The organism is Asaia krungthepensis NRIC 0535 (genome assembly GCF_025995175.1).
Classification (GTDB): domain Bacteria; phylum Pseudomonadota; class Alphaproteobacteria; order Acetobacterales; family Acetobacteraceae; genus Asaia; species Asaia krungthepensis.
This window is the reverse complement of the sequence record NZ_BAPV01000003.1, coordinates 26226-49436: the sequence shown is the minus strand read 5'-3', so window position 1 is coordinate 49436 and position 23211 is coordinate 26226. Positions and strand designations below refer to the sequence as shown.

Here is a 23211-nt window from a genome sequence, read left to right as displayed (position 1 = left end):
ATCAGGCGACCAGGCGCCCGTCCTTGTCCACCAGTTCGATCGGGTAATCGCCGGTGAAACAGGCATCGCAATAGCGTCCCTGTGCGCCCGTGCGGCCATCATGACCAAGCGCGCGGTAGAGGCCGTCAAAGGAGATGAAAGCCAGGCTGTCCACGCCAATGGCTTCGGCCATCTTTTCGATACTGTGGGTCGCGGCGAGCAACTGGCTCTCTTCGGGGGTGTCGATACCGTAGAAGCAGGGATGCTTGGTGGGGGGGCTGCTGATGCGCATATGCACCTCTGTCGCCCCGGCGGCGCGGACCATGTCCACGATCTTGCGCGATGTCGTGCCGCGCACGATGGAATCATCTACTAGCACGACGCGCTTGCCCTGAAGAACCGGCGTATTGGCTGAATGCTTCATGCGGACGCCAAGGTTGCGGATCTGGTCAGTGGGCTCGATGAAGGTCCGTCCGACATAATGATTGCGGATAATTCCCATCTCGAACGGAATGCCGCTTTCCGCCGCAAAGCCCATGGCGGAGGGAACGCCTGAATCGGGGACCGGGACGATCACATCGGCCTCGACACCGCTTTCGCGGGCCAGTTCGACGCCAATCTGCTTGCGCGCCTCATAGACCGAGTGATCTTCGAGGATCGAATCAGGGCGGGCAAAATAGATGTATTCGAAAACACAAAAGCGCGGGCTGGTCTGGGCGAAGGGGCGCATCGAGCGGATGCCATCATTATCAATGATGACCATCTCACCCGGTTCAACATTGCGGACGAACTCGGCGCCGACGATATCGAGGGCACAAGTCTCGCTCGCCAGCATCCAGCCCCCATCTGCCACACGTCCCAGAATAAGAGGGCGTACCCCCAGAGGATCGCGCAGCCCGATCAGGAAATCGGGGGTGAGCGCCACGACCGAGTAAGCCCCCTTCACCTGCTTGGCCGCATCCACCAGGCGCTCCAGCACCGTAGCGTAGAGCGATATGGCGATGAGATGGACGAACACCTCGGTATCGGTCGTGGACTGGAACAGACACCCGCGCTTGACCAGGGCCTGACGCAGCGTGGCAGCATTGGTGAGGTTGCCGTTATGCGCCACAGCCAGTCCACCGAATTCGAAATCGGCGTAGAGCGGCTGAACGTTGCGAAGCAGGGTGCCGCCCGTGGTCGCATAGCGATTGTGACCGATTGCCCCGCTTCCTGCGAGCGTGTTCATGACGCGGGCATCGCTGAATACGTCGCCAACCAGCCCAAGCCCCTTGTGCTGGCAGAATTTTTCACCGTCATGGCTCACGATACCGGCAGCTTCCTGACCGCGATGCTGAAGCGCATGCAGACCCAGAGCCGCGAGTGCCGCCGCGTCCGGGGCTCCCCAGATACCGACGACACCGCATTCTTCATAAGGGCGGTTCGAGGGCTCGAGTGTTGCGGGATTCATCATCGGGCGGCGCTCCTTGGCAGGGTCACACTGGGTGTTCGAGGCGGGCGTGCGAGACAGATCATCGGGGCGACCCGATCAGAAGGCAGCCTCATGGCCTGTTGCGGGCGGCATGGCAAGATGAAGTTGCTGGAAATATGGCATGAGTTCCTGTGCCAGATGCACGCCTGCCACGATGTAGGGTCCCGACTGGCTGCCTGCAATGAGGGAGTGGGCAAGGCTCGCACCGACGAGGGAGACAACGAGCAGATAGAGCACGACCAGCAGGATATAGCCCCGCGCAAACCCGAAGAAGAGGCCGAGAAGCTTGTCCGTCCCGCCCACCAGCACGCTGCGCAGAGCTGTGGCGAAGCGCTGTGCGACGGTGGAGAGTATGAGGACCAGAACGATGAACGCGGCGATATAGGCAAGCGCCGAGGCAGCGAGCGGGTCGTGTATCTTCTGCGCGATCCAGGGCAGGATAAGGGGCGCAATACGCGCTGCAAGGATGAAGCTGACTATCCAGGCGGCGAGAGTGAAAACCTCCTTCGCAAATCCCCGCGCAGCGCCCCAGAGCGCCGAGACAAGCAGAATGAACAGGGCGGCAATATCGGCGGAATGTTCCATGAAAGGTAAGGCGATCTGCTGGGTCAGGGAAGCTTCGTCGATGACGGCCGCCAGAACCGGCGAGCCGTATCCACGCTGGACGGAATGTCCCGGTTGATCTGGTTCAGCAGGTTCCCCAGCTGCACACGATGGTCGATCTCGCGCCAGACAGCCTGCGGGTCAATCCCCCGCGATGCCCAGAGGCGTATGAGAGCGTTCAGAAACGCGGCGCTCTGCTCGACCAGATCGTCACGCTGCTCGAGGCTGTAGAAGCTCGTGCAACGCACGATGGCGTGGGCGAGGTCGCGGCGTAGTGTCTCGTCGAGAAGGTTGACGGACAGGGAATTGCCGTCGATCGTGAGGCGTTTCTTGCGCGTCTTCCCGCGTCCCGAAGCCTTGGGTCGCGGGCGCTCCGGCGCGGCATCCGCGCGGTGCTGAGCGGTGAGTCTGTCGATGATATGGGGTTCAGCCAAGGGCGCCTTCATGGATCCGGCATATGGATTTGCCGGGGCAAACGTCAATCAAATCCAGCAGGCATGCATCAATTTGATGATCATTAACCGTTAATGCATGACCGAGCGCGAAAAAACATTAACGATTACGACGCCGACAATGATCAGGCTCAGCCCGATCAGCGCCGGAAGATCCAGCGCCTGCTTGAACTTGACCCAACTGATGGCCGAGATGAGCACAATGCCAACACCAGACCAGATGGCGTATGCGATGCCGGTGGGCATGGAGCGCAGGGTGAACGACAGAGCGTAGAATGAAACGCAGTAGCCGAGGACGCTCAGGATGCCCGGTCCCGGACGGGTGAAACTGTCGGACATCTTGAGCATGGTGGTTGCGAACACTTCAGAAAGGATCGCGATCATCAGGCAGAGATAGGTCATGCACCCTCCGGGTTCTGGCTGGGCTTCCCTTATCGCAGGCAGTCGGACCTGTCACCCTAGACGCCGGTGGCCTTCCTGCGACGCCGGGAGGGCCGAGCTTTGCTGTTCTTCCCTCTGGTCGTCAGAGTCTCGTAAGTAGGAAAGAAAACGATGCCCTGCTTTACAGCACATCGAAAAACAGGCCGGAGCGCCTGAACACTCCGGCCTGTTCATCCTGGAGAAGCCTTCGCCTCACAGATGAGCCATAGCTCAATCGTGTTTCAGGCTGGCTCTACCTCCCCCGATTTCAGATAGAGCTTGCTGCCATGGGCCTTGAAGCTCTCCTTCATCTGTTCCATGCCCTGCTCGCGCTCGGCATTGCGTCGGATATCATGGCTGATCTTCATCGAGCAGAATTTGGGGCCGCACATAGAGCAGAAATGAGCTGTCTTATGGGCCTCCTTAGGCAGGGTCTCGTCGTGGTAGCAACGCGCCGTGTCGGGATCGAGCGCGAGATTGAACTGGTCCTGCCACCGGAACTCGAAGCGCGCGCGTGAGATGGCATCATCCCTGATCTGTGCGGCTGGATGACCTTTGGCGAGATCGGCCGCATGGGCGGCAATCTTGTAGGTGATCACCCCAACTTTCACGTCGGACCGATCGGGCAGGCCCAGATGCTCCTTGGGTGTGACATAACAGAGCATGGCGCAGCCATACCAGCCGATCATCGCCGCCCCGATGCCCGAGGTAATATGGTCATAGCCGGGTGCGATATCGGTCGTGAGCGGGCCGAGCGTGTAGAACGGTGCCTCACCGCATTCGCGCAACTGCTTGGTCATGTTGATCTTGATCTTGTGCATGGGCACATGGCCCGGCCCCTCGATCATGACCTGACAGCCTTTTTCCCAGGCAATGCGGGCGAGCTCACCCAGTGTTTCAAGCTCGGCGAACTGGGCCGCGTCATTGGCATCGGCAATCGAGCCGGGACGCAGGCCATCGCCCAGCGAGAAGGAGATATCGTAGCGACGCATGATGTCGCAGATTTCATCAAAATGCTCGTAGAGGAAATTCTCACGATGATGCGCCAGGCACCATGCCGCCATGATCGATCCGCCACGTGACACGATGCCTGTCGTGCGACCTGCGGTCAGCGGCACATGGGCAATGCGCACCCCGGCATGGATGGTGAAGTAGTCCACCCCCTGCTCCGCCTGCTCGATCAGCGTGTCGCGGTAGATTTCCCAGGTAAGGTCTTCAGCCACGCCACCCACCTTTTCGAGCGCCTGATAGAGCGGCACTGTGCCGATCGGCACCGGGGCGTTGCGCAGGATCCAGTCGCGGATATTGTGGATATTACGCCCGGTTGAGAGATCCATGACCGTATCGGCACCCCAGCGGATGGACCAGACGAGTTTCTCGACTTCTTCTGCGGCCGAAGAGGTTACGGCCGAATTGCCGATATTGGCGTTGATCTTCACCAGAAAATTGCGCCCGATGATCATGGGCTCAAGTTCTGGGTGATTGATATTAGCCGGGATAATGGCGCGGCCCGCCGCGATTTCAGAACGGACAAATTCGGGCGTGATGAAATTCGGGATCTCGGCGCCGAAATCCTCGCCATCGGCGCGTCGTGCTTCGGCCCCCTCGACCATGGCGGCACGGCCCAGATTTTCGCGATGTGCGACGAAGATCATTTCCTCTGTAATGATCCCGGCACGGGCGAATTCATACTGCGTGACTAGATCGGCCTTGTCGCCGCACAAGACGCCATGGGGTGCCGGACAATGAGGCACGGCCTGATCGCCTTTGGCAAAACCGTTGTCTTCCGGCTTGATAGCCCGGGTTTCAACAACCGGACTGAACCCGCGTCGGGCCAGCCAGGCGGAACGGATGGACGGCAGGCCGAGCGACACGTCCGCGTGGTAGCCGGGCGCGGTGTAAGGGCCTGACGTATCATAGACGCGTACTGGCGCCTCATTGGCACTCGGTTCCAGATCGATTTCCCGAAACGGCACGGTGATATCGGGGCGCCCCTCGGGGCTGGATATGACCTTGCGTGAGCCTGAGATCGGTCCGGTGGTAACCTTCCCATGAGCAGGTGCGCGATCACGCGTTGTGATTTTGGTGGCGGATTGCAGCGTTGAGTCGTCCATCATGTCTCCCCTTGCAACGTGGAGTTATGTCCGACAGCGCAAGAGCAGGATGAACGGGGTCACAGATCGGGACTTGGCCGCTCACACCAATCCCTACGCCGGTACGAACCGGATCAGGTTCTTCGCCCACATGCCGGGGCGAAAGGGTCGCTGCGCTGCGGGAAACCCGCGATCAGCCTCTCAGCCCCTTGTCGAGGCCCCCCCTGGTATGGCGCCAGTGTTGCGACCTCCGGGGTCAGGAGTCAATCGTAATCTGGAATGACGGGCTGGGTGTCAGCGTCACAATGGGCTTGGCATTTCCCCGATATCGGCCGGTGCCGTGTTTTCAGGCGCGCAGGCGGCTTGCCCGGACGCTCATTGGCTTGAGCTGGCCGATTTCCTGATCATGACGGCTGAGCCCCGCCGGGGTGATATGAAAACGCCCGTCCTCACCTAGCGCGACGAAGCCCATGGCCTGCAGGCGCTCAAGGCAGGGCTGGTCGCGCAGCCCCTGCGGGCGGCCGATCCCCTCGCAGAGCAGCGTGCGATGCAGCGTGGAGCGACAGCAGGTTTCGAGATAAGGTTCATCCCACATGGAGGCCTCTCAGGTCGTCTTGCGGCTTGAGCGGGTCGCTCGCGCCCCGTCTTTCCACGATTGAGAGCATGGAGCAACCGGAGATCGTGACACTCTTCAATCCGTGCGCCTCGAACGACGGTGTCGTCAGGATCGAGGCACAGCGTTTCCGCGCTCCCTGCCTCTGGGGAGTGTGCTGGAGCGGGAGCGCCTGCAGGGGGTCGATCCTGCACGCAGGAGCGGTATAAAGGCCCAAACAGATTTTCAGACCCGGGTAATCACATGGCCTTCTCCCCTCTCTCGTCCCTAGCGACCCGTCTCATCCACGGTCTTGATCCTGAGCACGCGCATGAGGCGGCTATCGAAGCCCTCGCGCTCGGCATGGGGCCAACAGCACCGAGAGATGTGCCGGCCCTCAGCACGCGCTGCATGGGGCTACGCTTCCCGAACCCGATCGGGATGGCGGCGGGGTTCGACAAGAACGCCCGTATTCCCATGGCACTGGCCCGTATGGGATTTGGCCATGTGGAGTGCGGCACAGTCACGCCACGCCCACAGGAGGGAAACCCGAAGCCGCGTCTCTTCCGCCTGACCGAAGACCGGGCGATCATCAACCGCATGGGTTTTAACGGCGACGGGATCGATGCCTTTGTGGCTCGTCTGACGCGGTTTCGCCAGCTTCAGGCAGGACGCAGCGCCGCCATCCGGCAAGTGCCCATCGGGGCCAATCTCGGGATCAACAAGATCGGGGCGAGGCCCCTGGAGGACTATCCCTATCTCGTCTCACGCGTGGCGGGGCTTGCCGATTACATCACCATAAACCTCTCATCGCCCAATACGCCGGGTCTGCGTGACCTTCAGAGCGCTCAGACCCTCGGCGATATTCTCGCTGCCGTAAGAGCCCATAATCCGGGCCACCCCCCTCTGGCGGTCAAGCTCGCTCCTGATCTAGACCCGGCTGCCCTTCCCGATATTGTCGCGGCGGCGATCGAAGGCGGGGTGGCCGGGTTGATCGTGAGCAACACGACAATCAGCCGCCCCTATTCCCTGAGCGATGCGCAGGCCAGCGAGAGCGGGGGCTTGTCCGGCAGGCCTCTGGCGCAGCTGGCCCTCATGATGTTGCGCCGTATCGTCCCGTTGGTCGATCGTCGCGTCGCGGTCATTTCCTGCGGGGGGATCGAGAGTGGTTTCGATGTCTTCGAGCGCCTGCGTGCCGGAGCGGACATGATCCAAGTCTACACGGCGCTGATCTATCATGGACCCGGCCTTGCCGCCCAGATGAATAAAGAGCTTCTTGCCGAGCTCTATCGCGCCGGTCACGAGAGCATTGCGGATCTCAAGCACGACGCTGCTTGAGCTGGAAAGCAAGAGCGGACGAGGGGGGGCACCCCGAACGCGGGCAAGGGTTGAGAGAAACCCCTCCCCGTCCCTGATCGTTCATTCCCGTCAAGGGTAGTCACAGAGGCAAAGAGGAGTTCCAAGCGGCGATGTCAGCATTCACGAGGCGATCAGGTCTCCCCCTACTTTTCAGGGGCCTGTTTGCCCTGCTTATTTCTGTTGCAGCTCCTGCGGCCTCGGCTGCTCCCTCGGCAGGGCCATCTGCATCCGCTCCTGGACCCCTGGTACCTTCCGCCGCTGATGGCTACGGTTGGACGACTGTTTCGAGCGCGCTCAATCGCCAGATCAGTTCGGCTCAGAACCAGCTCAAATATATCTACGGGCAACTTAACCGCACCGATATCGTGCTCGGGAGTGAGACACTCACCGAACTCTCGGATCAGGTCGATGCCGTTACCTCTACCGCGCAATCGATCCAGACCCAGGCAGCGTCTTACCAGACTGTCTATGAGAGCTATCTCGACATCGTCGGCGCGAAGGCGGAGGGCGAGAGTCAGGCAATCGTCGCGCAACGAGCCCATCTGCAGTCGGTGCTGCAGGATATCAAGTCGACCGTGACACAGGGTCGTTTGCTCGGGTTGCAGGCCAAGCAGGTCCAGCTGGAAGTTCAGCGGCGTGGCACGGTCAACCAGCAGGAACTGCTCTCGGAGAGGATCGCGTCCCCTCTCACCCTGACGTTCTGGCGCAACCTTTATGCTGAGGGGCCCGCGCTTCGCCTCACCCTCGCGCCGCCGGTCAATAACGGCTACGCGGGCGTTCTGTATCATTGGCCCTATCTTGTGGGTGCGCTTATCGGCGCCTTCCTGCTGACGGCTTTGCTGGCGCGACCCGCCTATTGGCTATTCCGGCAGCTCGAGGGGAATATTGTGCGCCGTTTCACCGGCGATATCCTTTCCGAGCATCACCGCTCATTCATCCCTGTAGCGATGTCCGGGGTGGTTTGCGGGTTCATCATGTTCCTGATCTGGGAGATCCTGGCAGGCATATTCTCGCTCGATCTAGGCCGCAGTCCGCTGTTCATGAACAGTATTGCCGGGATCATGCCTCTGTGCGGTTTCATTCTCGGGGCTGGGCTACCTGCTCTGAGCCGCGCAACTGCGATTGATGGAGCCGATCAGCGCGCAGCCCGCGCCCTGTGGGGTGTTGACTGGTGCATGGCAATCATCGTGCTGCTTCAGACCATCTTCATCACCATCGGAATGGAGAACGCGTTTCCGGTCACGGCGCGTCGCCTGATAGAAGCCATTTTCACGCTCGCGGTGACATCGCTGTTCGTTGCCATGTGCCGTCGACTGTCACGACGCACTGATGCGCGCCTCGCCCCGGCGGTTTACGGTATTGGCTGCCTGATCATGGCGGTTACCTGGGTTGCTATTGCGATTGGCTATCTTGCCTTCGCCTTTGCCGTGACTGTGTGGTCTGTCGCGCTCTCCGTCAGCTTTGCGACTCTTTTCCTCATCTCGCTCGCCACGAAAGAGTTTACGGCACGCAATTTCTCGACGGCTTCCCTTGTCTCGCGTCGATTGTCGCGTCTGGGGGTTCATTCAAACCGCGTCGCGCAGTTCGGTGTGCTTCTTTCCGGTATCGTGAATATCGCCCTGATCATCGTGTTCGTTGCGGTCTGCCTGTCTGAAGGGAGTCTCGACATCCCCGTGGTAGCCGACAAGGTGAACGGGCTATTCGTGGGTCAAACGATCAACGGCGTCCAGTTCTCGCTAAACACCGCGGTTTTCTGCATCGTCATCCTGCTGGTCGCCTATTACGCGATCAGGGCCTTCAGCCAGTGGCTTGAATCGCGCCTCTTTCCGACCACCAATCTCGACATCGGTGCGCGTACCTCGATCCTGAATATCTTCCGCTATGTGGCGTGGATTGCCGTGTTTCTCATGGTCCTGTCCGAGGCCGGGGTAACGGTGAAAAACCTGACCTGGGTTGTCAGCGCCCTGTCGGTCGGTATCGGCTTCGGTCTCCAGGCGATTGTCCAAAACTTCGTTTCCGGCGTCATCCTGCTGGCGGAGCGCCCCATCCGTGTGGGTGATCTGATCGAGCTGGGATCGATCAAGGGTGATGTGAAGCGCATCAGTGTGCGCTCGACCGAAATCGGTCTGGGTGACGGGTCGACCATGATCGTTCCCAACTCGCAGTTCATCACATCGGCGGTCCGAAACGCCACGCTTGGCACGTCGCTAAGCGCCGCTTCCGCCACTGTCACGATCTCGCCGCGTGCCGATGCGACCAAGGCGCAGATTGCCCTGATGAACATGATGAAACAGCGCGAGGATATCCTGCAGGACCCTGCCCCAGGTGTGGCCATATCGGCCATCACCGATACGGGTATCACTCTGGCCTTGTCGGCCAAGGTCTCCTCTGTTCGCGATGTCGGTGGCGTCACGAACGCCATCATGCTGGACGCCTATCGCGTTCTGCAGGAGTCAGGGCTTGAGCTGGGCAAGCCCTCCTGAATGCCTCCCTGATCAAACAAAAAGGGGTGGGAGATCACTCTCCTGCCCCTTTCTCTTCTGCGCGCAATGATTGCGTCAGGCCGTATGACCGCGGTCCATCAGAAACCCGGTCACAATGGATTTGAGCGGGCTGAGACGATTGGCCACGGCCAACCCCGCCTTGCGCAGGGCAAGTGTCGGGCGAGCGTCATGAGTATAGACCGTGGCGATGCCGTTAGTGGCGGCGAAAAGCGGCGCGGTAGCACGGCGATGCCTCCGCTCGAAGGAACGCAGCGCTATGGCACTCCCCGGATCGGCATCCCCTTGGGCGATTTCCTCACAGAGTATGGCCTGCCCCTTGAGACCCAGATTGAACCCATGCGCGGTGATGGGATGCATGCCGACCGCTGCATCGCCGATAAGGGCGAGGCGTGTCGTCTGAAAGCGATGAGCAAACACTGTTTTCAGCGGATAGGTGACACGATCGCTTTCGAGTACCATGACTCCGAGCCGCGATTGGGTGCGTCGGGTGATATCCTCGCTGAACACATCGGGCGGCAAAGCCTTGAGAGTAGCGATGTCGCCTGGATCGAGCGTAAGAACCAGGGATGACAGATGGCCTGGCTTGTCGTCATCGGCAACCGGCAGAAGCGCGATTGTCTGCCCCTCATCGAACCATTGGAGCGCGACCCCATGATGGGGCTCCGGATGGCGCATGCGGCACACCATGATCTGCTTGCCGAAATCATGGATGATCGCGCCGATCCCGCGCGATTGCCTGATACGGGAAAAACGCCCGTCAGCGGCCACGAGCAACGCGCTCTCGAGGAGTGTCCCGTCATCCAGCAGCGTCCGTGCTACATCCCTGTTGCCGGAACTGGTGACAACCTTCCTGCCGGACAGGAACGTGATGCGCGGCTCCTGCCTTGCAGCCTCGTACAGGGCGGTGCGAATCAGATGGTTAGGCACGAGATAGCCAAGCGCATCGCTCGACCCTTCCGGGGCGCGGAACAGGAGCGCGCCCGCGCCGCTCTCCGCCGCGTCCTGACCCGTCTCGATGCGCGCGGTCTTGAGGGGAGATACCGATGTGGCCGCAATACGCGACCAGATGCCGTGCGCCTCGAGCCAGTCACGCGAATGATGGGTGAGAGCGATCTCTCGACCGTCGAACGCAGGCGCAGCAAGGACATGCTCGGGCGCCGGGTCCGTGACCGTAACCCTCCAGCCCTTTTCGGCAAGTGACAGGGCGCAGGCCAATCCTGCGGGACCCGCTCCCGCGACGACGATATCGGGTTGCGAACTCACTTGTCGGCACCGAAGCTGACAGGCTCGCTTTTCCAGAACGCCATATAATCGCTGACGTCGGGGCGTTTTGCCCCCTGCACCGGCTTATCGGGTGTGCCGACAAAGAGGAAACCAGCAAGGCGCTGCGCATCGCCAAGGCCGAGCGCTTCCCTGAAACAGGGCTCGTCCGCGAAATCGCTCGACACCCAGAAGCCACCAAACCCTTCTGCATGCAGGGCATTGAGGACATTCATCGCGCCGGCACCGACGGAGAGTTCCTGTTCCTGCACCGGGATCTTGCTCTTAGGTTCGATCGCCATCACGAGAGCGATGGTCATGGGCATTTCCGAAAAGCGCTGACGACGCTTCGCGATCTTCTTTTCGGGCACTTCCGGGTCGGCCGAAACCATGGCGCGTACCACTTCCTCGGCAAACTCCGTACGATGCTTGCCCTTGATGACGATGTAGCGCCAGGGCCTGATCTTTCCGTGATCGGGGGCGCGCAACCCAGCCGAGAGGATGCGGCCGATCTGCTCCTTGTCGGGCGCCGGCGCGCTCAGATGATCGGTCGATGCCCGGGACAGCAGGACATCAAGGGCGGGGGACGATGCGGGAGAGCTGCTCATGGCCGATAGATGGCAAGCTTCCGATCTCTCGCCAAGAGGCCATCGCGTAATCGCGCCGAATAGTTTATGCTCGCGCTCATGACAGACGCCAGACAGTCCCGCCTTCACCGCAAGACCGGTGAGACCGATATCTCCGTTTTCATCGATCTTGATGGCAGCGGCCGCGCCGAACTCGACAGTGGCATTGGGTTCTTCGATCACATGCTCACGGCTCTGGCCAAGCATGGCGGCTTCGACCTCGAGGTACGGTGCCATGGCGACCTGCATGTGGATGGACATCACACCGTCGAGGATATCGGTATTGCTCTGGGCAAGGCCTTTGCTCAGGCTCTGGGCGACAAGAAGGGCATCACGCGCTTTGGCCACGCTCTTGTCCCGCTCGATGAGGCGCTGACGGAGGTCGTGGTCGATATATCGGGCCGTCCCTATCTGGCATGGAATGTGTCGTTCATTCGCGAGCGTATCGGTGAGATGGATACGGATCTCTTCGAGGAATTCTATCGCGCTTTTGCCATGGCTGCCTCCATCGCGCTGCATGTGACCTGCAAGGCGGGGCGGAATGCCCACCATATCGCCGAGAGCGGTTTCAAGTCCTTTGCTCGTGCGTTGCGCATGGCCGTTGCTCTCGACCCACGCGCAGCTGACACTGTACCTTCCACGAAGGGGGTCTTGTGAACTGCTATCTCGCTTATCGTGATCCGCGTTCTGCCGGCGCCCGTATGGTCAAACAGGGGATGCACTGGCGTTTACTCGTCCTGGGGCCACTCGGACTTCTCGTGAGCCGATGCTGGATGGGTTTCGCCCTGACAGGATGCGTGAATATGCTGCTCACCAGGTTTACCGGGGCTTACGGTATGTATGCAGCAGTTTCGGTTAATCTCGCGCTCGCTGTATTTGGAGCCGAAGTGATCGATCTTGAGCAGCGGTTGCGTGGGCGCGTGTGCGAGGGCCTATGGATGGGGCGATCCGCTGGCGATGCGCGACTCCGATTGGCCGATCGGGGTCAGGTGCTCTCATGAGGCGCGTTGTCGTTATCGATTACGATGGTGGAAATCTCGCATCGGCGGCTCAGACGGCGCGGCATGTTGCCGAGCAGCGCGGTATGGACGCCGAGATCATCATCTCCGGCGATCCTGAGACCGTCATGGCGGCGGACCATATCATCCTCCCCGGCCAGGGGGCATTTGCCCATTGTGCCGCGGGCCTGAAGGGTGGACTGCGCGAGGCCCTGATCGAGGCGACCGAGCGTGGCACACCCTTTCTGGGGATCTGCGTCGGGATGCAGCTCATGGCTGAGTGGGGGCTGGAGCACGGCCGGACGCCTGGCCTAGGCTGGATCAAGGGGAGCATTGCGAAGATGGACTCTGCCCTGGAGGCCGGTCTGCGCTTGCCGCATATGGGGTGGAATGTGCTCGAATTCGAGCCGGGCGCGCATCGACTGACCGAGGGGCTCACAATTGGCGACCACGGCTATTTCGTCCATTCTTACGCCCTGACCGACTGGGATCCACTCGATGTGGTGGCAAGCGCCGCCTATGGGGGGGCGGTGCCCGCCATCGTGGCGCGCGGCAACCGATGCGGGACGCAGTTCCATGTTGAGAAAAGCCAGAAGACCGGGCTGACGATCATGGCCAATTTTCTGAGCTGGACACCGTGACCCGGCTTGCCGAACGCCTGACACGGATCGATGAAAGCGATATGGCCGCGTTGTGTGAGATCACGACGGCGGCCATTATCGATGGCGGCGGGCTTGGATGGCTTACTCCGCCCGGTCGTGCCGTGCTTGAGAGGCACTTCAACGGACTCCTCCTTGTCCCCGAGACACGATTTTTCGTCGTGCGTGACGAGACCGGGCTGATACAGGGCTGTGCGCAGCTTGTACGCCCCTCCCGTAACAACGAGGCGCAGGCGCAGACAGCCCAGATACGGGGCTATTTCGTTGCACCGTACATGCGCGGACGTGGGTTGGGATTCGTATTGGCAGATGCAGTGATCGCCGCGGCGCGCGCGCTAGGATGCCGTGTTCTCAATTGCGAGGTGCCGGAGACACAGAGTTCCGCGCTTTCAATGTTCAGATCTCTCGGCTTCGAGACCTGGGGAACCCATCCCTATTATGCACGCAATTACGAAGGCCTGGTCCGCGGTATCTTCATGACGCGTCAGCTCGACCGTGAGCCTGCGCGCGCGCGTAACCAAGACAAATCCAAATCCGGGAAGGATCAGAACGTGGCCGATAAGGCAGTCAAAAAGAGCCGCCCCCTCACGCTTTATCCGGCGATCGATCTGAAGGACGGGGCCTGTGTGCGCCTCCGCCGGGGTGAGATGGATGATGCCACGGTCTATTCGGACAATCCCGCTGCGCAGGCCCAGGCTTTTGCTCAGGCCGGGTGTTCTCATCTGCACGTTGTCGATCTCAACGGGGCTTTTGCGGGCCGCTCGGCCAATGGGGCGGCGGTTGAGGCCATTATCGGCGCAACGGATCTGCCTGTTCAGCTTGGCGGTGGTATCCGCGACATGGCGGGCATTGCCAGATGGCTCGAAGCTGGACTGAGCCGTGTGATACTGGGGTCTGTTGCCGTCAAGGATCCTGAACTCGTCCGGGAGGCCTGCAAGGCGTTTCCCGGTCGTATCGTAGCCGGTATCGACGCCCGTCAGGGGCGGGTTGCTACGGAAGGCTGGGCAGAGGTGTCCGATCTGAACGCGCGCGATCTGGCGTTGAGAATGCAGGACGCTGGTGTAGCGGCTGTGATTTTCACGGAAATCACCCGTGACGGGATGCTCGAGGGGCTCGATCTCGAGCAGACGGCAGATCTGGCGCGCGTGTTGTCCATACCCGTGATCGCAAGCGGCGGCGTTGGTTCGGCGCAGCACCTGCGTGACTTTCGCGATATCGCGCAGGAAGTCCCCGGTCTGGAGGGTGTGATTGTGGGGCGCGCGCTCTATGACGGTCGTATTTCCCTCTCCGAGGCACTCGCAATTGTCGAGGGGGTTTGATGCTTAAACTCAGAGTGATTCCCTGCCTCGACGTCAAGGACGGGCGCGTGGTGAAGGGAGTTAATTTCGTTTCTCTGCGCGACGCAGGTGATCCAGTTGAGCAGGCTGTCGTCTATGATGCCGCCGGTGCAGATGAACTGACTTTCCTCGATATCACGGCCAGTGTCGAGAACCGAGACACGATCTATGATGTGGTGCGCCGAACGGCGGAGCGCGTTTTTCTTCCCCTCACCGTCGGTGGTGGCGTGAGAGCTCCGGAGGATATGCGAAAGCTGCTTCTGGCGGGAGCTGATAAATGCGCTGTGAATTCTGCTGCCGTGACCAATCCAACGCTGATCAATGAATCGGCCAACAGGTTCGGCAGTCAGTGCGTCGTGGTGGCGATTGATGCACGCTCCGATGGCAGGGGTGGTTGGGAAGTCTATACAAAAGGCGGAAGACAGCCCACGGGGATAGATGCGATTGCCTGGGCACGTGAGGCACAGGAGCGCGGCGCTGGAGAGATCCTGCTCACAAGCATGGACCGTGACGGTACCGGGGAAGGCTTTGATCTCGATCTCTTGCGCACCGTATGTAGCAAGATCACGATCCCGGTGGTTGCCTCCGGCGGCGTTGGCGAACTGCAGCATTTTGTCGAAGGCGCAAAGGCGGGAGCAACTGGTTTGCTCGCAGCGAGCGTCTTCCATTTCGGGACATTCGGCATCGCAAGTGTGAAATCGGCGCTTGAGCAGGCAGGACTGCCTGTACGGCCGGGCAACTAGACCCATCTTAGCGGATTTTTATCCACCGAACTCGACGACAGACGGAACATGACCATGGCGCTTGCCACCAAACGCACTGCACGCAAGACCGATAGCACCGGGAAAAAAGCGGCCAAGAATACCGCCGTGAAGGGGACTGGCGCCAAAAAATCCTCAGGCAAGAAGACGGTCGCCAAGCCAGAGGTTGAACCGGTCGTTGCTCTGGATGCGCAGGTGCTCGATAGATTGTTCGATACCGTGCAGTCCCGACGAGGGACCGACCCGGCTCTCAGTCACTCCGCGCGCCTGCTGTCTCGTGGTCGAAAGAAGATCGCCCAGAAGTTTGGCGAAGAGGCAGTCGAGTGTCTGATCGAGGCGGTGGCTGGCAAACCAGCCGAACTGGTGAGCGAAAGCGCAGATGTGCTTTATCACCTGATCGTCATGTGGGTGGATGCCGGGGTAACTCCTCAGGAAGTGTGGGCGGAATTGCGGCGCCGTGAAGCAATGAGTGGCGTTGAAGAAAAAGCGTCCCGTCCCAACAATACAGGAGCTTGATCCCATGGCTGTGGACCTGACCCGCCCCTATGACGCGAATAATGTCTTCGCCAAAATCCTGCGTCGGGAGATTCCTGTCGAGATTCTCTACGAGGATGATTTTGCCCTCGCTTTTCCTGATATCACACCGCAGGCTGCGATTCATGTGTTGATCATTCCGAAGGGGGCTTATGTCTCTGCGTCTGACTTTGGTGCATCGGCGAGTGACCTCGAGATAGCTGGCTATGCCCGCGCCATCTCGAACGTTGCAACACAGCTCGGTTTACAGGAGGCCGGTTACCGTCTGATCAGCAATGCCGGGCCGGACGCCGGGCAGGAAGTCCCGCATTATCATGTGCATCTTCTTGCAGGCGAAAAACTCAGTGCAAAATTAATCAAGAAATCTGCTGATTGACCCTTGCGGGCACCCCCGCAATGTCATAGAAGGCACCTCGCCTCGTCCCATTCGTCTAGAGGCCTAGGACACCGCCCTCTCACGGCGGCAACAGGGGTTCGAATCCCCTATGGGACGCCATTTGATTTTTCGCAGTTTTCTGCGGGTTCCAATGGGGAAAGAGCGCAATCCTGATTTACCAGAGTGTTGATTTTGAGCCATTCCTGAGCCAATCAGGAAGATATGGCTCTTTGGTATCAGGGGCTTCGCATGAGCGAATCAGAAAGATCAGGCACCGATCCGGCTACAGGTAAACCGCTTCCCAAGGGCGTATGGTACCGGGGCGCGGGTCAGTATCAGGCCCGCAAGATGGTCGATGGCAAACGCCTGAGAAAGACCTTCGCATCCTCAGCGCTGGCTCGTCGCTGGCTCACTGAAAAACGCGCTGAAGTCGATCTGCGTCAGTTCAAGGACACATCGTCCCTCGACAGGACGCCTCTCAGACGACTGGTGGAACGCTACCGCGACGAAGGCATGGCTCATCGCCAGGCGGACCGCACTGGCCACATCCCTGCCCTGCTTGATGACCCTGTCGTCAATGCCATGGTGAGTAGATGGCAGCCCGCTGACGTTCGGGCTTTTCGTGATCGCATGCTTTCCGACGGTTATGCGCCAGCGACCGTTGTCAAACGGCTCAATCTCCTCGCCAGCATCGTCCAATATGCGATCAGTGAGTGGGATATCCATACGGTTAATCACGCGTCAGGCAGATTTGTGAAACGGCCGCAAGGCGCTGACAGGAAGCGTAGCAGGCGATTGGCCATGCTCGACAATGACAACACTCACCAGAATGAATATGACCGCCTCATAGAGGTTGTTTCGGCCTCTGAGCATGCGGACGATGTATGGCTTGTCAAATGGTCGATTGAACAAGCATGCCGTTTATCGGAGTCCGTTTCTCTCTGCTGGAGAGACATCGATTTCCGCAATCGCACGCTGTCGCTTATCAGAGTGAAGAGCGAGCGCCACCGGGAGGAGCTCGGTCCTGAGAAGCGCCCCCTGACACCCGGTGCACGGCGCCTCCTCGTCGAGAAACTCAAGCAGATGCCGCACAGGCCCGAGCCGCACGAGAAGATCTTCGATATCGACAATGAGAAGGCGTTCTCCGTCCGCTTTGGCCGGATGACCAAGCGTGCAGGCCTAATCAACCTTACCTTCCACGATCTGCGCCATGAGGCGACGTCGCGTCTCGCGCGCTATCTTGCGAACCCGCTTGATTTGATGCGGGTCACCGGACATCGCGATCTGAAATCGCTCGATCGATACTACCAGCCCATCATGCAGGAACTCGCGGACAAGATTGAGGCTAATGAGCCAACGCCTATAGAATAGACATCTCTTTTCCGCTACTTCCGATAATTATTATTATCGGAAGTAGGTGTGATGGGCGGAGAACGGCGGAGGACGGGCCGGAAAGCGTGCCTCGGAGGCTCACCGCTCTTACCAAGGTGCTCCGAGCCGCCCGATAGCTTCGGCACTGGGTGGACGAACGGAGGGGGCCACCTGTAATCTCGCTTAATCTCAACCGACGTCTACTCGGGCGATAGTAAGAGTGATCTAATGAGACTGACTCGACGCGACGCAATGAAACTGACCTGCGCGACAGCCTTTTTCCCTGAGCCAGGGCGGGCAGCGACGGTGCTGCGGATCGGTTATCAACGCTATAGCACCCTGATTATTACGAAGCATCTCGGTCTGATGGAGAAAGCGCTGGCTCCTCACGGCATAACTGTCAGTTGGGCGGAATTCGTGGCTGGCCCCCAATTGCTGCAGGCTCTGGCAGCGGGCGCGATAGATCTGGGTCAGACGGGGGATGCCCCGCCCGTCTTTGCTGAGGCAGCGCAGCCCGGTGGGCTGGTCTACCTTGGCTACGAGCCCCCAGCTCCGGAAGCCGAGGCTATTCTGGTGCGCAAAGACAGCGCTATACGGCAAATGGCCGATCTGCGGGGCATGCGTATCGCGCTCAATCGCGGATCAAATGTTCACTGGTTTCTGCTTGAGGCCCTCAGGCACGCCGGGCTGGGCTTTCATGATGTGCATGTCAGCTATCTCACGCCGCCCGCTGCCCGGGCAGCTTTCGAAAATGGTCATATCGACGCCTGGGCAATATGGGACCCGTATTTCTCCAGCGCGCTCAACGACCAGACTCGAATTCTGACCACCGCTGAGGGCATAGTCGAAAACCGCGAGTTTTTCCTGATCAGCAAAGCCCTGGCGCAGCAGCCCCATGATATCGTGGCTGTGGTCTCAAGAGCCATCGCGCAGACGGATGCGTGGGCAATGGAGAACAAGGTGCAGGTTGCGGCCCTGTTTTCAAAGGAAACCGGGCTAGCCCTGGATGCCATAAGCCACGCGCTTTCCACCCGATCTTTCGGTTTTCACAGCATGGATCAGGCGATGATTGACGATCAGACGAATGTCGCCAAAGGCCTCAAAGACTCTGGGCTTATTCCGTATCTGCCTGCGATCACCCCTTATCGCTGAGCCTATTGCGGGGTCAGGATGTGACCCCCAAAGCGTGTAGCAGACGCTCGCGCAAGGCCTCGAACACCGGATCGGCATGACGCCTCGGGCGGGTGAGAGGAATCTCCACTTCCGTGCGGATTTCGCCACGCTCAAGAACAAGGGCTCGGTCCGCCAGAGCAAGCGCTTCATCGACATCATGCGTGACCAGAAGGACGGCGCAGTCATGACGTTTCCACAGGTCAAGAACCAGCTTCTGCATGCGCAGTCGTGTGAGCGCATCGAGTGCGGCAAAGGGCTCATCGAGCATCAACAGCTTTGGCTCACGAATGAGGGCGCGGGCCAGTGCAGCACGCTGGGCTTCGCCGCCAGACAGGGTGAGCGGCCATGCCTCGAGACGATGTCCCAACCCGACTTCATGCAGTATCGCCTCGGCTTGAGCGTTCCATTCCTTGCCATCGAGACCCAGCGTGACGTTATCGGTCACGTTTTTCCAAGGCAGGAGCCGGTGCTCCTGAAAAACGACCGAGACGGCTGAAGGCCGGTCGATCTGCCCCTCCTCCACCGTATCAAGCCCAGCCAGGGCACGTAGCAGGGTGGACTTGCCTGAGCCGCTATGCCCAAGAAGCGCGACAAACTCGCCCGGTGCAATATCGAGATTGAGATTGCGCAGGACGGTTGTCTCGCCAAAGCGTCGCGTGAAATGGCGTATGCTTACCGCATTCCCGGCAAGCTCGAATTCGGCCTTTGTCAGGGGGTTCGCGCTCATCAGCGTGTGCCTCCCTGCACTGCCGTCCGCCCACGCCATGTAAGGAGGCGTCCTTCGGCCAGGCGCACGATTTGATCGGAGAGCAGGCCGAGCACAGCGTAGACGGCCAGCCCGACAAGGATGATGTCAGTGCGCAAAAAATCTTCGGCGTCCATCATCATGTGGCCGATGCCACTATCGGCGTTTACCTGTTCAGCGACAACAAGCATCAACCACGAGATCCCCACGGCAAAGCGAATACCCACCAGCAGATCGGGAAGCGCTCCGGGTATGATGATATCGCGAATGATCTTCCACCGCGACAAGCCGAGAGTCTTGGCAAGTTCTATCAACTTCGGGTCGATGCTGCGTATGCCTTTGTACAAATTGAGATAGACGGGAAATTTCACGCCCAGGGCCACGAGCAGGATCTTCGGAAGCTCGCCGATGCCGAACCACAGAATGAACAGCGGCACTAGCGCCAGAGCAGGCAAGGTACGCGCCATCTGCATGGGCGCGTCGACAATGTCTTCTCCAACCCGGGACAAGCCGGCAACAAGAGCGAGCGCAACGCCAACGGCAATGCCGAGAACAAGTCCAGCCCCTGCCCGCCCAAGAGAGACGAGCAGATTCTGCGGAAGGGTATGATCCAGAGTGAGCGACCACGCCGTATGCACAATCTGGACCGGAGAGGCGAGCAGCCGCGACGGTATAAGCCCCGCCTGCGCTCCTGCCTGCCAGAGCACGAGGACCAGCGCCACGGACAGATAGCGCCGGCAGAACCGAAGCAACCCGCCAATACTCAGGCTTAGCTGATGCGAAGCCGTGCGCGCGGGAAACAGGTTCATGACCAGCTCGACCATTTCACATTCCTTATATGTGATTTAGGGAGATGATACGCTTTTTTATCACACGCGTCAGTTGAATTTTCCATATGTCACTCTTGAGCGTATTTTGGCTTCCTCAGCCCGCCGGGGTCTCGCTACGACTGGCCCATGATCTTCGTGCACAGGGTCGCAAGACCTTCCCTTCGCCATTTTCCGGCGCGATCCTACCCTCGCCTCGTGCATCGCTTAGCTGCGTTCGCTGCCCTGATCGTCGGGGCGACATCATGCGCGGCGCAAGCCGAGACCCTGATAGTGGCCGATCAGCGGGGCATGCAGCGCGCTCTGCTTCAGGCAGCCCATGCTGACAAGGACCTCGGGTTCGATATCCGCTGGGTCGAGTTCGACGCTGCAGCCCCGCTCCTTCAGGCGCTAGGTGCCGGGGCTGTCGATCTGGGCATTGCAGGCGACGGGCCCTATCTCTTTGCCTGGGCTGCCGGCATTCCGGCCCGCGCAGTCCTGCTCCTGCCACCACGCGGCGGTGGTCATATGACCGCCATCATCGTGCCAGCCCATAGTCCGGTGCACAGCCTCAGCGATCTGACGGGGCGGAAAATTGCGACAGGGCGTGGTTCGATCGGTCACCTGCTGGCGCTCAGTCTTTTCGACAGCGCGGCAGGAAATCGCCCCGATTATGTCTTTCTGCCACCGTCACAGGCCAAATCGGCGCTCGATTCCGGTGCGGTCGACGCCTGGGCAACCTGGGAGCCCTATGTGACGCTCGCCGCCGCCCAGACCGGCGCGCGCGTTGTGGCAGACGGTCAGAATGTCATGCCCAATAACGGCTTCATGGTCGCGAGCACGCGAGCCATCACCGACAAACACCCGCAGATAGCAGTTTTCCTCAGGCGCATCACGCAGGCCTATGGCTGGGGGCGCGCTCATCCGCAGGAATTCGCCGCGCTGCTTTCACGCCAAACTGGCCTGCCCCCTGAGGTCGCCAATAAGGTGGCGCAGGAACAGATCACCGCTCCCGGTCCAATCACAGATGAGACAGTCAAGGAGGAAGCCCGTGTGATCGCTACTTACCGTAAGGCGCGACTCGTTAACCCGCCTCGGAAGCTTGATGACGCTTTTGACCGTAGCTTCGTCCCGTGAACGAGAGGGGGTTCCACCACTATCGGTCGGATATCCTCGTCATTGGCGGCGGATTATCGGGTTGCTGGGCCGCATTGACAGCAGCGCGCGCCGGCGCTCGTGTGCTGCTGCTTGAAAAGGGGTATTGCGGCACTTCTGGCGTCGCCGCACCGGCGGGCCCCGGTCATTGGTGGGTTCCCCCTCTCCCCGGCGCTCGAGAAGACGCAGCAAAAGCCCGCCTCGATAAAGCGCAAGGGCTCGGCGAAGCGAGATGGATGCACCGCATCATGGCTCGCACATGGCAGACCCTGCCGGATATCGGACGCCACTATCAGTACCAACCCGATGATGACGGTCGGATTCGACTCAACGCCCTGAGAGGGCCGGAATATCTCAGGGCGCTTCGTGCATATTGCCTCGCTGTCGGTGTTCAGATCCTCGATCACTCCCCGGTTTTCGGTCTGTTGCGTGACAAGGCCGGGCGCGTTGCAGGGGCTCACGGCGCGCATGTCCAGGGGGCGCACGGGCCTTACCGCGCAAGGGCTGGCTCTGTCATTCTTGCAACAGGAGGCTGCGCCTTTCAGTCTCGCTTGCTCGGGGCGGCGAATAATACGGGTGATGGGCATCTGATGGCCGCGGGAGCAGGTGCGCAATTTTCGGGAATGGAATTCTCATCCATCTTTAGCGTCGTGCCCCGCAACACCACCATGTCGCGCGCCATGATCTACAGCTTTGCGCGCTATCTCGACGAAGCAGGGCAGGAAATTGCACCCGATGCCGAAGGGCAAAGCTTTCTTGGCCTGGCACGTGCCCTTTCTCGAGGCAGGGTTCTTTGCGACCTCTCGGCAGTTCCAGAAAGGGTCCGCGCTCAACTGCCACTTATCTCACCTAATGTCATGCTTCCCTTTCGTCGTCAGGGGATAGACCCCTTCCGGGAGCGTTTTGGGATCGATCTCGTTGGCGAGGGGACAATCAGGGGCGTAGGCGGTGTCAGACTGAGAGGCGAAAACTGGGAGACCGGGGTACCGGGGCTCTATGCAACAGGTGATGTTGCCTCGCGAGAAAGCGTGACCGGTCCGATCAGTGGCGGTGGGGCCGTCAATGCCGCATGGGCGCTCAGTTCGGGTTGCCTTGCTGCAGAGGCTGCTCTGGCTGAAGGACACAGCAGCACCGGAGAGCTGGAACCGTTTAGCAATCATGAGGCTTGCTCCGATCGGCGAGACAGGTCTGACTCACAGGAGAAAACCATACGCAAGCAGATTCAGGCAGTGATGCTCGATGCCCCAAGCCAACTTTCCCGCAACGCCGGGAGTTTGAGAGCCGCGAGAAATGAACTCGAGAATTGCCATGACAGTCTGACTCATTCGGCGCCTGAAGGCTCCTGGCGGCAGCGGCAACAGCGACGCGAGACGCAAGCCCTTCTCGCAGTGGCGCGATGGTGCACAGCAAGTGCTCTGGAGCGTACCGAGACGCTCGGCATGCATCGCCGTGAAGATGCGATCGCAAAAGCGTCGGATGTTCCCGCCTATCATGTCATCAGTAGTGGGCTGGAGCACGTGCAGTCCCGAAGGGAGGTAGTTCCTGCATGATCGAGCTCATTCTCGATGCGCAATGCACAGCCTGCGGCGAGTGCGTGACGATCTGCCCAAGCGATGTTTTTGATAGCGGTCCCGGCGGTGTGCCGGTACTCGCACGTCAACAGAACTGCCAGACCTGCTTCCTCTGCGAGCTTTACTGTGAGACGGATGCACTTTTCGTTCATCCCGACGCCACTGCCACACATGGCCTTACCGCTGGCGAAGTCGCAACGGGCGATTATCGACGTGACTCCGGTTGGGGCAGCTGGGCTGAGGACGCGCAGTATCGCAACGAACACTGGCGAATGGGAGACGTGTTCGCGCTGGCCCGCTCGCGCACTTGAACGATGATCATGTAATGATTGAGTAGTAATCGTTCCTGATTACCTCGCCGATGAG

The 23211-nt window shown here is 60.1% G+C and carries 24 protein-coding genes and 1 tRNA gene; 15 read left to right on the top strand and 10 right to left on the bottom strand.

The window, feature by feature from the left end:
* Position 1 precedes the first annotated feature (1 nt).
* The 6 genes from purF to AA0535_RS01570 all read right to left on the bottom strand — a co-directional run bounded on the left by purF (position 2) and on the right by AA0535_RS01570 (position 5613).
* Complete coding sequence (gene purF, locus AA0535_RS01595) at positions 2-1432, bottom strand: amidophosphoribosyltransferase (protein WP_264814155.1); 1431 nt, start codon at positions 1430-1432, stop codon at positions 2-4.
* A 75-nt stretch (positions 1433-1507) separates the two neighbouring features.
* Positions 1508-2035 (bottom strand): CvpA family protein, encoded by a 528-nt coding sequence (locus AA0535_RS01590; RefSeq protein WP_264814153.1) that lies wholly within the window; start codon positions 2033-2035, stop codon positions 1508-1510.
* A 23-nt stretch (positions 2036-2058) separates the two neighbouring features.
* Positions 2059-2487 carry a hypothetical protein gene (locus tag AA0535_RS01585; protein ID WP_264814151.1) on the bottom strand — a complete coding sequence of 143 codons (429 nt, stop codon included), beginning with the start codon at positions 2485-2487 and terminating at the stop codon, positions 2059-2061.
* 90 nt (positions 2488-2577) lie between these two features.
* Positions 2578-2907, bottom strand: coding sequence for a DMT family transporter (locus AA0535_RS01580; protein ID WP_264814150.1), 330 nt, complete (start codon positions 2905-2907; stop codon positions 2578-2580).
* A 260-nt stretch (positions 2908-3167) separates the two neighbouring features.
* Entirely contained in the window at positions 3168-5042 is a 1875-nt protein-coding gene (gene thiC / locus AA0535_RS01575; protein ID WP_264814149.1) for a phosphomethylpyrimidine synthase ThiC, read from the bottom strand.
* Between the two features lie 322 nt (positions 5043-5364).
* Positions 5365-5613 carry a hypothetical protein gene (locus AA0535_RS01570; protein WP_264814148.1) on the bottom strand — a complete coding sequence of 83 codons (249 nt, stop codon included), beginning with the start codon at positions 5611-5613 and terminating at the stop codon, positions 5365-5367.
* A 261-nt stretch (positions 5614-5874) separates the two neighbouring features.
* Between AA0535_RS01570 and AA0535_RS01565 the strand changes: the two genes are divergently transcribed.
* Positions 5875-6948 (top strand): quinone-dependent dihydroorotate dehydrogenase, encoded by a 1074-nt coding sequence (locus tag AA0535_RS01565; protein WP_264814146.1) that lies wholly within the window; start codon positions 5875-5877, stop codon positions 6946-6948.
* Positions 6949-7079: 131 nt separating this feature from the next.
* Positions 7080-9452 (top strand): mechanosensitive ion channel domain-containing protein, encoded by a 2373-nt coding sequence (locus AA0535_RS01560; RefSeq protein ID WP_264814144.1) that lies wholly within the window; start codon positions 7080-7082, stop codon positions 9450-9452.
* Positions 9453-9527: 75 nt separating this feature from the next.
* On the opposite strand, the gene ubiM is transcribed toward AA0535_RS01560, so the two are convergent.
* Positions 9528-10736, bottom strand: a complete 1209-nt coding sequence (gene ubiM / locus AA0535_RS01555; protein WP_264814143.1) for a 5-demethoxyubiquinol-8 5-hydroxylase UbiM — start codon at positions 10734-10736, stop codon at positions 9528-9530.
* On the bottom strand, positions 10733-11341 hold the full coding sequence (locus AA0535_RS01550; protein ID WP_264814142.1) for a nitroreductase family protein: 609 nt from the start codon (positions 11339-11341) through the stop codon (positions 10733-10735). Before AA0535_RS01550 ends, ubiM begins: the two co-directional genes overlap by 4 nt.
* Before the next feature lie 78 nt (positions 11342-11419).
* Here AA0535_RS01550 and hisB point away from each other — a divergent pair, with 78 nt between their 5' ends.
* The 10 genes from hisB to AA0535_RS01500 all read left to right on the top strand — a co-directional run bounded on the left by hisB (position 11420) and on the right by AA0535_RS01500 (position 18547).
* Positions 11420-12016, top strand: a complete 597-nt coding sequence (hisB, locus tag AA0535_RS01545; protein ID WP_264814141.1) for an imidazoleglycerol-phosphate dehydratase HisB — start codon at positions 11420-11422, stop codon at positions 12014-12016.
* A 146-nt stretch (positions 12017-12162) separates the two neighbouring features.
* Positions 12163-12360 (top strand): hypothetical protein, encoded by a 198-nt coding sequence (locus AA0535_RS01540; protein WP_264814140.1) that lies wholly within the window; start codon positions 12163-12165, stop codon positions 12358-12360.
* Positions 12357-12998, top strand: coding sequence for an imidazole glycerol phosphate synthase subunit HisH (hisH, locus tag AA0535_RS01535; protein WP_264814139.1), 642 nt, complete (start codon positions 12357-12359; stop codon positions 12996-12998). The genes AA0535_RS01540 and hisH overlap by 4 nt, the downstream gene beginning before the upstream one ends.
* Before the next feature lie 41 nt (positions 12999-13039).
* Positions 13040-14335 (top strand): 1-(5-phosphoribosyl)-5-[(5-phosphoribosylamino)methylideneamino]imidazole-4-carboxamide isomerase, encoded by a 1296-nt coding sequence (gene hisA / locus AA0535_RS01530; protein ID WP_264814322.1) that lies wholly within the window; start codon positions 13040-13042, stop codon positions 14333-14335.
* A complete protein-coding gene (gene hisF, locus AA0535_RS01525; protein WP_264814138.1) occupies positions 14335-15096 on the top strand; it encodes an imidazole glycerol phosphate synthase subunit HisF in 762 nt (253 codons plus the stop codon). Before hisA ends, hisF begins: the two co-directional genes overlap by 1 nt.
* Positions 15097-15150: 54 nt before the next feature.
* On the top strand, positions 15151-15630 hold the full coding sequence (locus tag AA0535_RS01520; protein ID WP_264814137.1) for a phosphoribosyl-ATP diphosphatase: 480 nt from the start codon (positions 15151-15153) through the stop codon (positions 15628-15630).
* 4 nt (positions 15631-15634) lie between these two features.
* Positions 15635-16024 (top strand): HIT domain-containing protein, encoded by a 390-nt coding sequence (locus AA0535_RS01515; protein WP_264814136.1) that lies wholly within the window; start codon positions 15635-15637, stop codon positions 16022-16024.
* Between the two features lie 44 nt (positions 16025-16068).
* Positions 16069-16144: transfer RNA gene (locus AA0535_RS01510), tRNA-Glu, on the top strand.
* Between the two features lie 129 nt (positions 16145-16273).
* Positions 16274-17395 (top strand): tyrosine-type recombinase/integrase, encoded by a 1122-nt coding sequence (locus AA0535_RS01505; RefSeq protein ID WP_264814135.1) that lies wholly within the window; start codon positions 16274-16276, stop codon positions 17393-17395.
* A gap of 228 nt (positions 17396-17623) precedes the next feature.
* Entirely contained in the window at positions 17624-18547 is a 924-nt protein-coding gene (locus tag AA0535_RS01500; protein WP_264814134.1) for an aliphatic sulfonate ABC transporter substrate-binding protein, read from the top strand.
* Between the two features lie 13 nt (positions 18548-18560).
* Here the strand turns inward: AA0535_RS01500 and AA0535_RS01495 are convergent, their stop codons facing one another.
* Positions 18561-19295 carry an ABC transporter ATP-binding protein gene (locus AA0535_RS01495; protein WP_264814133.1) on the bottom strand — a complete coding sequence of 245 codons (735 nt, stop codon included), beginning with the start codon at positions 19293-19295 and terminating at the stop codon, positions 18561-18563.
* The gene (locus AA0535_RS01490) at positions 19295-20122 is read right to left on the bottom strand and encodes an ABC transporter permease (protein WP_264814321.1); all 828 of its coding nucleotides are present in this window, start codon (positions 20120-20122) and stop codon (positions 19295-19297) included. The genes AA0535_RS01495 and AA0535_RS01490 overlap by 1 nt, the downstream gene beginning before the upstream one ends.
* Before the next feature lie 291 nt (positions 20123-20413).
* Between AA0535_RS01490 and AA0535_RS01485 the strand changes: the two genes are divergently transcribed.
* The 3 genes from AA0535_RS01485 to AA0535_RS01475 are packed head-to-tail and all read left to right on the top strand — an operon-like array spanning position 20414 to position 23156.
* Positions 20414-21256: an aliphatic sulfonate ABC transporter substrate-binding protein gene (locus AA0535_RS01485; RefSeq protein ID WP_264814132.1), complete on the top strand. Its 843-nt coding sequence runs from the start codon at positions 20414-20416 to the stop codon at positions 21254-21256.
* Positions 21253-22824 (top strand): FAD-dependent oxidoreductase, encoded by a 1572-nt coding sequence (locus AA0535_RS01480; RefSeq protein WP_264814131.1) that lies wholly within the window; start codon positions 21253-21255, stop codon positions 22822-22824. The genes AA0535_RS01485 and AA0535_RS01480 overlap by 4 nt, the downstream gene beginning before the upstream one ends.
* Complete coding sequence (locus AA0535_RS01475) at positions 22821-23156, top strand: 4Fe-4S dicluster domain-containing protein (RefSeq protein ID WP_264814130.1); 336 nt, start codon at positions 22821-22823, stop codon at positions 23154-23156. Before AA0535_RS01480 ends, AA0535_RS01475 begins: the two co-directional genes overlap by 4 nt.
* Positions 23157-23211 lie beyond the last annotated feature (55 nt).